Genomic DNA, 15,397 nt, shown 5'->3' on the forward strand with positions numbered 1-15,397 from the left:
ACAACTTATCCCCTTTTTTAATAAAAACTAACGTGTTATTTATTCCCAAACAACTGGTAAAAACACAGTCATTTCACTTTCTTTTTCATTGTTTCTGTTAGACCAAGCATAATAAGGAACAAAGGTTGTATTGTAAGTGTTCCACTCTGGTTTTTTTACTTTGTGATACATTTTATCTGCCTTACTAGCATCCTTACGTAGTAAAACGTTTCCTGTTATTGCAGATACTCCACCTAAAAAGTCTGGCCTGTACTCAGATTTTAGTTGAGACGCATCACCTTTAATAAATACATCTAAAATACTAGTGTCTTTAGGTAAATCTGCAGATTCTACACAATATACAAGAGGACCTCTTTTTATGGCTACTTGGTTACGTACTTCTTCAATACGTTCATGACCTTCTACAAAATTTATATCTAATGGCATTGCAACACGTATTACATCATCTTTTTTCCATTGTCGGGTAATAGTAGTAAACTCACCAGCTTTTACAGTAGCGTTAATCTCTTTGCCATTTACTAGTACTTTTGTGTTTTCTGCCCAATCCGGAATTCTAACAAGCACATCAAAAGGAGTGCTTTTACAGGCTTGCATTGTTATTTTTACATCTCCATTCCAAGGGTAAGCTGTTTCTTGTTTCAACTCTAACTTAGAGCCATCAGTAAGTGTTGTTTTTAATATGTTACCACCATAAAGGTTTACAGCAATACCATTTTTAGATTTGCTATATGCCCAGCCAGATACTTTTGCAATTGTACGAACTAGGTTTGGAGGACAACAAAAACAGTCTAAATAAGCTTGTCTTGTTGGGAACTCTGTGTTCATTTTGTCATAGTCTCTAGAGCCGTGAATTACTCTAAGTGGATTAGCGTAGTAATACCTGTCTCCTTCTAAATTAATACCAGATAATGCACTGTTGTATAATACGGTTTCCATAATATCTGCATATTTAGATTCACCGTGTACGCCAAGCATACGATAGCTAAACATAGAGTTGCACACATTGGCACAAGTCTCATTATATGCAGTCATATTTGGCATCATGTACTCGTCTATAAAACCTTCTTCAATCTTATCTCTATTAGTTGATGCTCCGTAGTGAGTTTGACCAACAGCACCGGTTACGTACATTTTTTTAAGTGCAACATTCATCCATAATTTATCTAAAGCATCAATTAAGGCTTGTTCTCCTGTTTCTGCATAAACATCTACAGCTCCGGCATAATAATACAAGGCTAAAACTGCGTGGCCAACTGCTTCATCAGATTTACGTAAAGGTGTACGCTCTTGTACCATATCTCCAATAGGATATCCTTTTGTTTCTGGTGTTTCTGCAACTTTATAAGATCCTCTGTTGTTAATAAATTTCTCTGCTAATTCTAAATAGCGTTTGTCTTTTGTTGTTCTGTACAATTCTACTAAGCCCATAATTTGTGTTTGGTTAAAACCAAAACGACCATAACGCTCATCATCTGTCATAAATAACGAGTATAACAAATCTGCGTGTTTAACGGCAATTTCTAAAAAATTGGTCTGTCCCGTAATTCTGTAGTGAATACAAGCACTAGTTAGTAAGTGACCAGAATTGTACATTTCATGAAACTTTCGGTTTTCATACCTAGAACGATCATCTTTTAACTGAATTTGAGTCTGTAGGTAGCCATCTTTTTCTTGTGCTTTTCCAATGATGTCAATATAACTATCTATTTCTTTTAATAAGGCTTCATCTTTATTTTGTGCGTAAACATACATTGTGGCTTCCATAAACTTATAAAAGTCACCATCGTGCCAATGCATGCCTTTGTGTTCACCTTCTTTTAAGCCGGCAGCAATTTTAAAGTTGTTTAATGCGTGGCCAGTATCACCAGTTAGTAAACTTCGCATATAGGGAACCATTTTTGTTTCGGCAATTTTAAATTTATCTGCCCAAAAACCTTCTGTCCATTGGCAATCTCCCATATCTATACTTTTAAAAGCAACATGCGGACTATTGGCATTATTTATAATACCTGCGTTAGGGTCTAAGTTTAGAACTAGATCTTTACTTTCTGTATTTGCAGTTGCTTCCGGAATCTTTGCTTTTTTATCCTGTCCGCAAGAGGAAAGAACCAGAGCGCTAAAGGCTATAAGTGTAAATTGTTTCATATTTTAAAATTGAGTATAAGTTAGTTTGTTATTTGTTGTCTTTTTCAAATTGACGCTTCTCTTTTATTGGAGAGGTGTACTGTTGCATCTCTCTTTTTACTTTTTCGGGAGTTCTGTACCTATCCATACGGTCAATGTCGTAATTTTCAAAACTTCTTTTTAGCATCCAAAGTGGTCGTTGTAATGTAGACTCCCAATCAAACATTTTTTTAAACATAGATTTTACTTTTTCTGGATGTTTAAAAGCAATATTATTTAGTTCTGCAGTGTCTGTAGATAAATCATATAACTCTGCTGGTCTGTCTGCAAAACGTATTAATTTCCAGTCGCCTTCTCTGTAGGCAAGTCTTACTTCTTTTTTCCAAAATAAGGTATTATGCGGTCTAGCATTATTTTCACCATTTATATATGGCAAAAGATTTACGCCATCTATGTCTTTTAAATCTTCGGTTTTTCCACCTCCTGCTGCGTAAAAAGTAGGTAGTAGGTCTAAAGTGCTAACTGGGTAATTGTATACCGTTTTAGACTTTATTTGTTTTGGCCAACTTATTAAATAAGGCACCCTTATTCCGCCTTCTAAATGGTTAGATTTTGTGCCACTTAATGGTAAGTTTAAAGATGCATTTTTATCTGTTGGTCCGCCATTGTCGTTAGAGAAAACTATAATTGTGTTTTTATCTAAACCAAGTTCTTTTAATTTGTTTATTACTTTGCCACAAGCTCTGTCAAGTGCTAATGTCATAGCAGCTAGCTCTTTTCGTTTGCCATATAAATTAGGAAACTTTTTTAAATCTTCTGCTGTTGCTTGCATTGGTGTGTGTACAGCATTAAAAGCTAAGTATATAAAAAAAGGATTGTCTTTGTTTTTCTGAATAAACGAAACAGCTTCGTTTGCCAAAGCATCGGTTACGTATTTGGTTGGCTCTTGGTAGTTGCCAAAACCTCTTTCCATTCTGTTGTCTAAATTGGCTTTAGAAACATCATTGTAGCCAAAGTAACTACGCGCACCACCTCTAAAACCATAAAACTCATCAAAACCTCTCTTAGTTGGGTGGTAACGGTCTGCATCGCCTAAATGCCATTTGCCATACATAGCAGTTTTGTACCCTAATTTTTTTAGGTAATCTGCAATTGTTAACTGGTCTAATGGTAAGCCCATGTCATCTGCCAAAAATTTAGAATTGGCACTCATATAGCCAGGAACGTTAATTTCCTCGTATCCAAAACGTTGTTGGTATTTACCTGTAATTAAGCCGGCTCTAGATGGTCCGCAGGTAGCATCTGTAACATAGCCTTGGGTAAATTTAGCTCCAGATTTTGCTAGTTTATCAAGGTTTGGAGTTTTCATTATTTTACTGCCTTGAAAACCAAAGTCTGCATAACCAGCATCATCAGAAAATAAGAAAACAATGTTTGGTTGTTTTTGCGCTTGTAGGTGTACAGCAATAAAAGTTAATAATAGATAAATAATACTTTTCTTCATTTGTATGTGTTTCACTATTAGTAATGAGTGAATTACAACAAATTAAAAGAAAAAAAAGGTAAAATGATTAAAGCAAATTACCTTGTTGTAACATTATTTTAACTCTATAGTAATAGGTTTTTATTAAAATGGAGTTATTTACGAGTAGAGAGTTATTTTTTTACCTCCATAAATTCTACAGGAGCTCCGTTGTGTTTTATAAAAGCAACGCGTACACCTTCTCCAGGAGAAAAAGTATCAACTAAAATGTCTTTACCTTTTAAGGCATCTTCCATATTATCTACAAAATAAGCAACGTGTGGTATGGTGCGCATTAACTTTGGCATTGGGCTATCAGCATCAAATTTTACCCATTCTATATTGTACTCGTCTTTATCAAACTCTGTGTAGTGTATTTTTCCTGGTTCGTAAAAACCGTCCCATTCTTTTTCTTCTGTAGTTGGTATTCCAATATGACTAAACTTGTATTCCATATTTTTTTTATAAATGTTATTTAATCGATTTAATTAAAAACTGAAAACTGTATTCACCAGATTTAAGCCTGTATTCTGGTAGTAAATGTGATAAAGTGCCACCTAATCCTGTTTGCTTATAATCTATATTAAGTGTGTAGAAATCTTCTTTTTTTAGTTCAAATGGATGTTTTGCTATCTCTATATTATTTGCAGAGTACGGCCAAATTGAAAAACTAAATTCAGGATTTCCTGTAATTTCTAAGCCTGTTTTTTGGTTGTTAGTTAGTTTTAGCCAGCGTGTTTCTGTTCTGTTTCCGTTTTCTTGTGGTAAAACATAATTTGTAAACATAGCATCTGTTTTAGATTGGTATTCTCCTATTTCAGAATTTCGTTTTCGATCACTATAATTTTCAAACGGGCCATTGCCATAATAAGCGATTTTCTTCAGTTGTTTGTTAACGCCCATTGTTAAGCCAATTCTAACTGGTTCTGGTAAAGTTGTGTCTGCTTTTACATTAAAATTCACGGCTATTGTTGCATCACTATAAAATGTATAATTGGTGTTAAAACTAAGTTTATTGCTCACAAATTGATTGGCTGTAACTGTAATGTGTTTTTTGTTTTTAGAGCTGATTTTTGTTTCTGTAGTTTTAATATTGTCTGCTATGTTTTTCCAAAATTGGCGCCCTTTTTTTAAAACTTTATTGCTAGCTCCTCTTATGTCATTATCTATTGGTGGTCTGTAAAAATTAGGTTTTAAAGGAGAAATTATTTGTTCTATACCTTTAATTTTGTACGATGTTAACAACCCTTTGTCTTTGGATATTACTGCTGAAAAATTATAACCAGTAATAGTAAAAGCATCGTTGCTTTCTAAAGCGTTGATACTTTTGTTAGAGGTTGATGTGTAATTTTGAATAGATTTTTTAGCCTGTAATAGCAGTTGTTCTTTAGCTATTTCATACCCTTTTTTAACCCATAAACGATCTGCTTTTTCGTGAAGTGATATACGTAGCCAGTAATCTGAATTAGGGTTAGTTTTTTTATTGTTGAATGGTATTGTGACTATTGCTGATGACGATGCAGGAATGTCTTGTTTTGGAAGTTCTCCAGATTGAAGCTCTTTTCCGTTTTCTGATAACGTCCATTTAATAACGTACTTGTCTAAATTTGTAAAGGCAAAACGATTTATAATTCGTACTTGCTTATTTTGTAAATCTACAGCCTCAAAAGCAACCGGTTGAAAAACATATTTTGCTTCCCAAGCGTGTGGATTTGGAGTTCTGTCTGAGGCAAAAACACCGTTAATACAAAAGTTATGGTCATTAGGAGTTTCTCCGTAATCGCCGCCATAAGCGTAAAAGGTATTGCCATTTGGATCTTTTTTCTCTAATCCTTGGTCTACCATATCCCAAATAAAACCGCCAATTAAGTTTGGTTTAGCTCTAATAATATCCCAAAACTCACCTAAACCGCCCATAGAATTTCCCATAGCGTGCATATACTCGCACATGATTATAGGTCTGTTTATGTATGCACTGTTTGCAAGGTTTTCTAGTTGAGATTGATCTGGGTACATTCTACTAATGACATCCACAAATGCAGGGTCTGTTGGGTTTGCCATTGATGGCCAGTTGTTAGATTTGTAACCAGCGTCTTCTATATAGGCAGAATTACTTGGGTCTCCTTGTGCACCTTCATAATGAATAAACCTAGACGAATCATAATCTCTGACCCAAGATGCTGCTGCTGCAAAAGCCGGACCAGTACCAGACTCATTACCTAATGACCAAGAAATAATGCTAGGGTTGTTTTTATCGCGCTCTACCATACGGTACACTCTGCTTAAAATAGGAGCTGACCAAGAAGGTGAATACGGTATAAAACTGCCTAAATGGTGACATTCTATATTGGCTTCTGCCATTACGTAAATGCCATACTCATTACAAAGTTCTAGAAAATAAGGATCATTTGGGTAGTGGGATGTGCGTACTGCATTAAAATTAAACTGTTTTAGTAGCTCTACGTCTTTACGTAAATCTGCTCTGCTTAGTGCTTTTCCATTTTTTGGATGGTGATCATGTCTATTTATACCCATAATCTTTACAGGCTTTCCGTTAATTAATAACTCATTTTTAGCACTAAAATCTACAGTTCTAAATCCTATTTTTTGACTTCTAGATTCTACTACATTTCCACTAGGATCTTTAACGGTTAAAACAACGGTGTACAAGTACGGGTTTTCTGCAGACCATTTGTTAGGCCTTTTAATGTTAGCCTCTAACAAAGCAAATTTAGGGATGTCTCTAGGTGGCCAACGTTCGTTGTAAATTTTGTCTACGTTTACAGATAAGTCTTTGTTTAGTACTTTTTTATTATCTGCATTATATAGCATAGCTGTAACAGTATAGCCTTTTAAATTATCTTGGTTTTCTTTAACCCAAACTTTAGGTCTAATTTGTAATTTTGCATCTTCAATATTAGCATCAAACTTGGTTTTTATATAAAAATCATTAATAGCAATTTTTGGTTGTGCTAATAATAAAACCTCACGGTGTATGCCGCTTAGTCGCCACATATCTTGATCTTCTAAGTAGCTACCATCACTCCACCTAAAAACTTGTACGGCAACTCTATTTTTAACTCCCTTTTTTATGTAGTTGGTAATGTCAAATTCGGCAGCTAAACGGCTTCCTTGGCTGTAGCCTACTTTTTTACCATTTACCCAAACATAAAATGCAGATGAAACGCCACCAAAGTGTAATATTATAGACTGATTATTCCACTCTTTAGGAACCTCAAAATCTCTATAATAACTACCAACAGGATTGTCTCTATAAATCTTAGGTGGCTTTGGAGGTTGTGGACCTTTCCAATCATACTTTAAGTTAGGGTCTTGTATGTTGGGTGTAAAAGGGTACGTAATATTTGTGTAAATGGGTTGCCCGTATCCTTGTAATTCCCAGTTAGATGGAACTGGGATATCTACAAAGTCATCACCTTTAAAATTTGTAGTAACAAAATCTGTTGGTCTATCTGTAGATTTAGCTGTGTATTTAAATTTCCAGATACCATTTAGAGATTTTACTCTGGCTGTTTCTCTGTTACCTTTTAAGGCATCATTTTCATTATTATAAGAATAGCTAGCAGCACGAGCCTCCAATTTATTTATTTCAAAAATATGCTCGTTTTCCCAATCATTTTGCGCTGTTACGCTTTGCGCAACTACAAAAAGTAAAAGCACAAGTGTTAATCCGTGTCTCATAAAAATGCTTAAAATGCTTTAGTAATTAGTTTTCTAACAAACTAACTTGGTAGCTTCCTTTGTTAATTTCTCCGTTTTCTCTGGTAACATAATAGCCATAACCAGGAATTGTTTGTCCGTTTTCTATTTTTTGGTCTACATTACCTACGTTAACAATTACAGTAGTTCCATTAGAAAATTTTGTACGTTGCACTTTAAAATCTTTACTTAAGTATTCGTGACTTTCTAATTCGGCATAAAATGTTTCTTTGTGTATTGGAGCTACTAATTTGTTAGCCATTTTAATCATGCTAGACATACCGTCAAACTCATACGGAGCAAAGAAAATAGTTGTTCCTCTACCAAAAAGTATGCTGCGTAATGACTTTATTCTAAAATCACCATTGTTAGTAACCTCGTTATCTGGATCTTGTATTTTTCCAAAAACAGCAATAGCATCATGGTATACAAGATTAAAAAGTGGAGCCTTTTTAGAAATAGTAGAAAGTGGAGGATTGCCAAGATAAGTTAAGCCTTCAAACATATCAAAATAAGGAATCCAAGCTTCTTGGCCGTGTTCTGTTCCGTTTACAAGGTTTAAAGAGTCTATGTATTTGGCAAGAGCAATACGCCCTTCTTTTCCTTTTTCTCTATATGCAGCAAACGTAATATCTGTAATATCTGCTTTTAAGTTTAATGCTTTTATTTCTTCAGTGATGTGTTTTTTTGCCAAACCTAATTGGTATTTACTATCTACACGTGCCCATCTGCTATTGGTTTCTTGTAATTTACCGTTAGCATCTTTCCACATAAATTCGGTAGAAAAATCTGGATCGTTCTCTAATAAAGCAGAGTAGGAGTGGTATGAAGAGTATAAGTAACCATATTTGTTAGTTAAATCTACCGCTTTTTTAAGTTTTTTAACACCACCAAGTTCTTCACTTATTGGCCAGTTGTTAGGTACGTAGTTAGAGAAAGTTCCCCAGGCGTGTATAAAAGCATTGTCTACTTTTAGAGTGTCGTGTATTGTAGTAATCATATTTTTTAAATCATCAAAAGTAAAAGCCATACCTGGCATATTTACATAATGAGGGTAGCCGCCATAAATACCAAAGTAGATAGAGCCTGGCAGTTTATCTACATCTGGATTTCTTGCTAGTTTATCTTTTAGAGAAACAAAATGGCCACGTTTTTTAGCTTCTTTTCTGTATTCTTTAGCCATATCTACATAATCTCCCTTAGGAATAAAAGAGTAAGTTATGCCTCCAATTGTTTGGTTAGGTGTTGATATGTCCCATACAGGATCTAAAAATTGTACTCTTTGGTAGGTAGACATTTTACCCTTTGCATTAAATAAGTACTGACCGTTATTATTAATGTTAAAAAATAATTTTGGTCTTACGTCTTTGTCAATAATACCAACTACTGCAGATTTTTTATTGTAGGTTCCCCACCATGGCATAGATAAGCCTGTGCCGTTATTAAAAAGCTCTAAAGTACCTATAGATTTATTATTGTATGTGGTATCATCCCATTTACAAAAACGACCACCATTCATAGGGAAAATATAAGACGGACAGATGATGCCTTGCTTTTGTGGTATCACAGCGGCACCTATATCTTTATCTGTTTTTAAGCTAAAGTAGCGAGATGGATACCTTAGATTTATTAATTTATGATTGCTAGATTTGTAGCTTATAATTTCTGCTCTTAGTTTAGATGTTTTAGGATCTAAACTTAATTTAGTTTGTAGTGTTACATCTTTAGCTATAGAACCATCTTTAAAAGTAGGATTGCTAAATGTTATTACAACCGTATTTTTATCTTTTTTGGTAAGTTCTATTTTTTTACTGTTAGATATATTTACTGTTTGCTTAGTTTTTTTACTATCTGTAAGTGTTAGTAAACCAGCAGCATTTTCCCAAGGATCTGGATTCCATATTTGACCAGAAGTTTTTTCAATTACAGTAAAGTTACCTGTAGTACCATCTACGGTAATTTTTACATTGCTATCTTCTAGTGTTATTGCTTTTTGAGCGTGTAAAAAACTGGAGTGTACTAATAGGATAACACAGCTTAAGAGTATTTTTTCAATAATTTTCATAGTTTGGTTTTTATAGTTCTCAATTATAAATATGCTTTAATCTCTGCTTTAATGTTTTTAAAATGTTCTGCCAAACCATTAAAATTGTTTTGCTTAATAAGTTCTTTGTTTAATAAAGAGCTTCCCATACCAACACCAGTAGCACCTGCGGCAAAAAACGAAGCAATATTTTCTTTAGTAACACCACCAGTAGGTATTACTTTTATATTATTTAAAGGTGCTAGTATATCTTTAACAAAAGTAGGACCTAGCTGCGTTGCTGGGAAAATCTTTACGGCAGAAGCTCCCAGAGACCAAGCTTTGTAGATTTCTGATGGAGAATAAGCTCCCGGAAAAATAGGAACGTCATCTGCTACAGCTTTTTTTATAACTTCTTCATTAATTACAGGGGTTACAATAAATTGCGCACCTGCTGCAATAGCATTATTATAATCTTCTACAGAGCAAACTGTACCGGCACCAACATTTAAATTTGGGAACTTGTTTCTTATTTCTGTAATTATTTCTGAAGCTCCAATGGTGTTCATAGTAATTTCTATAGTAGATAAACCAGCCAAAACATATGCGTTTGCAATGCTAATAACAGTATCTAAGGGTAATCCTCGTACAATACCTACAATTGGTGCTTTACTATGTGATTTCCAATTAAAAGGATGTTTAGTTTTCATATTGAAGTAGTATTTTCTTTTGGCCAATTAAAAGTGCATTTTCTAATGTTTTATCATTAAAAAGAATTAATTGATCTTGTGTTATAATTTGTTGTAACGCAATTTTATATAAACTAAAAACAGGATCGGGTGCTACTAAAAATATGTTTTCTTCATTATTTTTTAGATAGCTAATTTCATCACCAATAAGGAGTCCGCTTAAAAAATAAAAGTTTTCTTCTTTGGTTGATGTTTGAAGTAAATCTTTTGCTCTAATTGAAAATAAACTAGCGCTTAATTGTCCTTTTAGCCCAAGTTGTACACCTTCTAAAAAAGAAGTTATTATTAAAGTTGAATAGTTTAGATTAACTGAGTTTGCTAAGATGCTTTTTTTAGAGAGCACTTCAAATAACTCACCTGTCATATAATTTTTTAGATGCGTATAAATTCCATTATCATATGTTAGGTGTTTGCTATGCGTACCAGGTAATAACAGAATTCCTTTTTTATAAGGGTTTAGTTGTTGTTCTAATCCTACTGCTTGTACTTCTTCACCACGCATCATCCCAAAATTTGTTTTGGCTCCAGAGATTAACAATACCTCTGAGTTGTTGTTAAAAACTAGGTGTTTCCAAATTAAATTTTTGCCATTTGTATTTAAAGGAAAGTCGGCATAATTAAGCTCAAATAAACCAATGTTAGAGGAGGCCATACCTGCCGCAATTATAATATAGTTTTGATACTTTTTGGGTAAAAGTAAAATTTGTGTTTTAAGGTAGTCTACAAAAAACTGTGTTTGTTCTTTATCTCTTTGTTTTAAGAATTTTTCATAGAGAGATTTTATTCCACAGTCTGTTTTATGTTCAGCAACAATAATAAGCGTAGCTGTTTCTACAACACGTAACCTAAAGTTAGATGTTCCCCAATCACAACTAATAAAATAATCTGGTGTTGCCATTAGTTTAATGCTTTAGAAACTCTTTTTTTAATTAGATAATCATCTAGAGCATATGTAGAGCAGTCTACACCAATTCCGCTGTTTTTTACACCGCCGTGAGGTAAATAAATATCGTATTTTACACCGTTAAGTTGTACCTCTCCAAACTCTAATTTGCTAGAAAAATAAGCAAGAGTTTCATCGTTTTTAGAGAACACGTAAGATGCCAAACCAGCATCTGTATTGTTTGCTAATTCTATAACTTCTTCTTTTGTTGTAAATGGAACAATTAGTGCTACTGGACCAAAAATTTCATGTTGTAAAATTTCTGGGTTAGAGTCTTTAAATGTTATTACTGTAGGCTCAAAATAATAACCGGGTTGGTCTATTGCTTTGCCGCCATAATGTATTTCTCCCCCTTGGTTAACAGCTTCTGTAACTATGCCTTGTACTTTGTTTACAGATTGCTTGTTGGTTAAGGGTCCCATTTGTGGTTTATTTTCTTTGCCAAAACCAATGGTTGTACTTTTAAATTTGTTTACAATGCCTTCTGTAAATTTTTTGATAACAGAAGTGTGAATGTAAAACCTGTTTGGAGCAACACATATTTGTCCTGTATTGCCAACTTTTAATGCGGCACCAATATTTATTGCAAGGTCTAAATCTGCATCGTCAAAAACAATAAAAGGAGCATTGCCACCGCACTCCATACTGTATCTTTTTATAGAAGTTTTACTGCTTTGCTCTATTAATTTTTGTGCAGTTTCTGTAGAGCCAATCATTGTTATTAAACGTGGAATTTTACTTTCGCATAGCGGAATGCCAACATCAGATACATCACCACAAATAACAGTAACAACACCTTTAGGAAAATTAATCTCGTGACAAATTTCTCCTATAATATATGCAGATAAAGGTGAAAATTCAGATGGTTTAAGTATAATGCTGCAACCGGCAGCTAACGCAGGACCTAGTTTAAAACCTAAATTTAGTAAAGGAAAATTATAAGCCAAAAAGGCTACAGCAACACCAAGAGGTTGTGAAACAATTTTATGTTCGTGAGAACCTTCTTTATCTTCTATTTTAATGTCATGGCGTTTAGTAATTTCCTTAGAGTAATATTCTAGAGAATTGGTGATACTTGTAAGGTCTTCCTCGCTTCCTTCCCAGGTTTTCCCCATTTCATGCATAATACTACTGCGTAGTAAATTGCTTTTTTCTAGTATTTTATTTCTTAGCTTATCTATCCAGTTTAAACGTTCTTTTAATGGTAGTTTAGACCAGTGTTTAAATCCTTCTTCTGCAGTCTGTAGCGCTAGTTTTGTGTCTTCTTTACTTGCCCAAGCAATATTAGCTACTGGTTTTTCATCGGCAGGACATATTACATCAAAAGACGCTCCGTTAGAAGCATCTTTTAATTCGCCATTTATATATACTTTTTTATTACCGAATTTTAAGTCTTTTTTCATTTTGATGTATTTCTTTATCAAGGTATTTTTCTAATTCATCCATATTTACATCTACGCCTAAACCAGGGGTGTTAGGAACGCACAATAGTCCGTTATTTACGGTAAGGTCACACTTTGTAACTATGTCTCTCAATGCATTTTCAGACCTGTCTAATTCCATAGTTGGTAGGTCGTTATACATTCTTCCCGGATTTTTATCTAGATTGCCTACAAAATGTGCAGCAGCGCTAATGGCAATCCAAGTTCCCCAAGAGTGTGGTACAATATCTTTGTTAAATGCTTGGGCTAGGGTTGCAATTCTTTTTGCTTCAGTTAGTCCTCCAGAGGCACAAATGTCTGGTTGTGCAATATCTACACACTCTTTTTCTAGTAGCCTTTTAAATCCAAATTTTAGGTACTCACACTCGCCACCAGCAATTGGTATTGTAGTGTTTTCTCTTAATCTTCTGTAGCCGTCATAATCTTCAGGAGAAACTGGTTCTTCAAACCATGAGATATTGTATTTTTCTACTCTTCGGCAAAGTTCTATTGCTTCTTGGTAACTATATGCGTGGTTTGCGTCAATCATTAATCTAACATCATTGCCAATTGCTTTGCGTATGGCTGCTACATATTTTACGTCTTCCTCAATGCTTAAGCCTACTTTCATTTTAATGGCTTTAAAACCTTGAGATTTATAAAGCTTTGCTTCTTCAGTAAGTACTTTTTCTAAATTGTCTACTCTTGTAAAATATAGTCCAGTTGCATAAGGTTGTATGGTGGGGTTTTTTAATCCGCCTAATAAAACGGCTACAGATTTATTTAGTAGTTTACCCTTTATATCCCACAGCGCTACATCTATTGCACTTAATGCGGCTTGTAAGCTTCCGCTTCGGGCGTAATCCATAGATCTTCGGTACATTTCTTGCCATAAAACTTCGTTTTCAATGGCTTGTTTTCCTATAAGAAAAGGAGTAAAAAATTCTATACCGGCTTTAATTACACCTGCTGGGCCATAACCCTCTCCCCAGCCATAGGTGCCATCTTCTAAGGTTATTTTTACAAGACAAATTTTTCTTGTGTTGTATTGCCATTGAGAAAAGTAAAAAGGAGTATCCAACTCGTGGCTGATTACGTAAGGTTCTATGTGTTTAATTTTCATACCAAATTGGATTTTTTTTCAAGTCAAAAAGCAGAACAGCTTTAGAACTGTGTTTTATAGTTAATTGGTTTGTTTTAGTAGTTTGCGTATCCTAAAATGCAAATAGCAGAAATAAGTACAGCTAGTCCGCCTAAAAGAATTTTAAAAGGGCCTTTAGCATTATTCCATTCTCCAGATCTATATGCCCAAATGTTACTTATTATTAATGCTAAACCTAATAAAATTGGCCATCCAATAACAGGACCTAAATCTCCCATTAAAGCAGCTCCTTGGCCATAAACACCAAGAGCGGCAAACCAAAATATACCTGTGGCAATAGCCCATATGTATGCTTTTTTGCTATTTTTTACTTTAAAAGAATTCCAGGTTTTATTTTTAGCAAGTCTGTAAATAGCATAACCGCCGTTCATAGCAAATGCTCCAATTAAAACAACTACCCAAGATGCTAAACTTGCATTTTGTGCACTAGTACCATAACTGTCTACTGCTATTTTTGCAACAGGAGCAGCATTAGAGAAACCTACGTTTAAAAAAGCCGATAATACGCCAGAAGCTACAGCAATTAATACGCCTAGTTTTATAGATTTATTGGTAGATGACTCATTATTGCTTTTAAGTTTATCTCTTTTAACGCCAGCTATTGCGGTAATACACACGCCTACTAATAACAGAGCTACACCTACTAATATAATTGGGAAAGATGGTTGCGAGAAAGCGCCGTCAATTTGAAATAGAGGAATAATACATCCCATAGATGCTGCTAATCCCATTACAATACCATAGGTTATAGAGATTCCTGTTTTTTCTACACTTACTCCAAAAAGGATACCTCCAATTCCCCATAAAAAACCATAAAGAGAGGCTGTCCAAAAAGTGCTAGCGTCTACATTGGCCAATACACTAAATAAGTCAGGAATTACAATTAATGCCCAAATTACAGGAACAAAAATCATAGCAATAAATGCTTGTACTAACCACCAAGCTTCCCATTTTAGTGGTGCTATATATTTCATTCCTAATCCAAAGGTTCCTTGGAAAAAACTTGCAAATACAACAAGTATAATTGCTAGCGTGTATGTGTCCATTATTATGTGGTTTTTGTGTTAGTTGATTTGGATGAAGTGTGTGTTGGTAATAGGTTCTTCATCCTTGTTACACAAAGAAACCCTAATATTAAACGTACATATTGAAGAATTTTACCTTAGAGCAGCATTATTTTACCCTATAAGCACAAAATTGACAATTGTTTTATTTTCTAGTAAGTATGTAGGCAATAAATACCATTAATCCGCCAGATAAAGAAACAATAGCAGTAAGTAAGCTAAATGACTTTAGGAGTTTTGGTACAGATACTTGGTGTATTTCTTTAAACAACCAAAAGAAGCTGCTGTTTACGTGAATAATTCCTAAAGAGCCTGCGCAAATTGCAGCTGTAGTAAAGGCAGGGTCTAAAGTGCCGTTACTAATTAACGGGGCAACAATAGATGCTGTTGTTATTAAAGAAACAGTTATAGATCCTGTAACTGTTGTAAACAGCATACTTAGTGCAAATGGCACAATTATACCCATAGATGAAATTGAGTCTGTGCTTGTAAATAGGTCGCTAACGATACCAGTATCTTTTATAACTTGACCAAATGCACCACCAGTTCCTGTAATTAAAATAACAATAGCGGTTTTAGACCCTGCGGTATTAAAGTAATTGTTTAGCTTGGTTGAAAAATTCTTTTTTCCAAGTAATGGTAGTGCAAATAAAATACCAATTAGTAAGG

The 15,397-nt window shown here is 34.3% G+C and carries 10 protein-coding genes and 1 pseudogene; all 11 read right to left on the reverse strand.

Features of this window, described 5'->3' with window-relative positions; genetic code table 11:
• Nucleotides 1–39: 39 nt before the first annotated feature.
• Entirely contained in the window at nt 40–2,145 is a 2,106-nt protein-coding gene (locus tag ABJD66_RS08960) for a beta-L-arabinofuranosidase domain-containing protein (RefSeq protein WP_348130607.1), read from the reverse strand.
• 28 nt (nt 2,146–2,173) lie between these two features.
• On the reverse strand, nt 2,174–3,628 hold the full coding sequence (locus tag ABJD66_RS08965; protein ID WP_348130609.1) for a sulfatase: 1,455 nt from the start codon (nt 3,626–3,628) through the stop codon (nt 2,174–2,176).
• A gap of 152 nt (nt 3,629–3,780) precedes the next feature.
• Entirely contained in the window at nt 3,781–4,101 is a 321-nt protein-coding gene (locus tag ABJD66_RS08970) for a hypothetical protein (RefSeq protein ID WP_348130612.1), read from the reverse strand.
• A gap of 16 nt (nt 4,102–4,117) precedes the next feature.
• Entirely contained in the window at nt 4,118–7,348 is a 3,231-nt protein-coding gene (locus ABJD66_RS08975; RefSeq protein ID WP_348130615.1) for a glycoside hydrolase family 2 TIM barrel-domain containing protein, read from the reverse strand.
• A 25-nt stretch (nt 7,349–7,373) separates the two neighbouring features.
• The gene (locus ABJD66_RS08980; RefSeq protein WP_348130618.1) at nt 7,374–9,431 is read right to left on the reverse strand and encodes a DUF5696 domain-containing protein; all 2,058 of its coding nucleotides are present in this window, start codon (nt 9,429–9,431) and stop codon (nt 7,374–7,376) included.
• A gap of 23 nt (nt 9,432–9,454) precedes the next feature.
• On the reverse strand, nt 9,455–10,099 hold the full coding sequence (locus ABJD66_RS08985) for a bifunctional 4-hydroxy-2-oxoglutarate aldolase/2-dehydro-3-deoxy-phosphogluconate aldolase (RefSeq protein ID WP_348130621.1): 645 nt from the start codon (nt 10,097–10,099) through the stop codon (nt 9,455–9,457).
• Nucleotides 10,089–11,036, reverse strand: coding sequence for a 2-dehydro-3-deoxygalactonokinase (locus tag ABJD66_RS08990; RefSeq protein WP_348130624.1), 948 nt, complete (start codon nt 11,034–11,036; stop codon nt 10,089–10,091). The genes ABJD66_RS08985 and ABJD66_RS08990 overlap by 11 nt, the downstream gene beginning before the upstream one ends.
• A complete protein-coding gene (locus ABJD66_RS08995; RefSeq protein WP_348130626.1) occupies nt 11,036–12,484 on the reverse strand; it encodes an aldehyde dehydrogenase family protein in 1,449 nt (482 codons plus the stop codon). Before ABJD66_RS08995 ends, ABJD66_RS08990 begins: the two co-directional genes overlap by 1 nt.
• Nucleotides 12,459–13,625, reverse strand: coding sequence for a mandelate racemase/muconate lactonizing enzyme family protein (locus ABJD66_RS09000; protein WP_348130629.1), 1,167 nt, complete (start codon nt 13,623–13,625; stop codon nt 12,459–12,461). Before ABJD66_RS09000 ends, ABJD66_RS08995 begins: the two co-directional genes overlap by 26 nt.
• Before the next feature lie 74 nt (nt 13,626–13,699).
• Nucleotides 13,700–14,710, reverse strand: a complete 1,011-nt coding sequence (locus tag ABJD66_RS09005) for an L-rhamnose/proton symporter RhaT (RefSeq protein WP_348130632.1) — start codon at nt 14,708–14,710, stop codon at nt 13,700–13,702.
• A gap of 163 nt (nt 14,711–14,873) precedes the next feature.
• Nucleotides 14,874–15,397 (reverse strand): annotated as a pseudogene (locus tag ABJD66_RS09010) (gluconate transporter); the annotation flags it as partial.

Source organism: Cellulophaga sp., from assembly GCF_039943695.1.
Lineage (GTDB): Bacteria > Bacteroidota > Bacteroidia > Flavobacteriales > Flavobacteriaceae > Cellulophaga.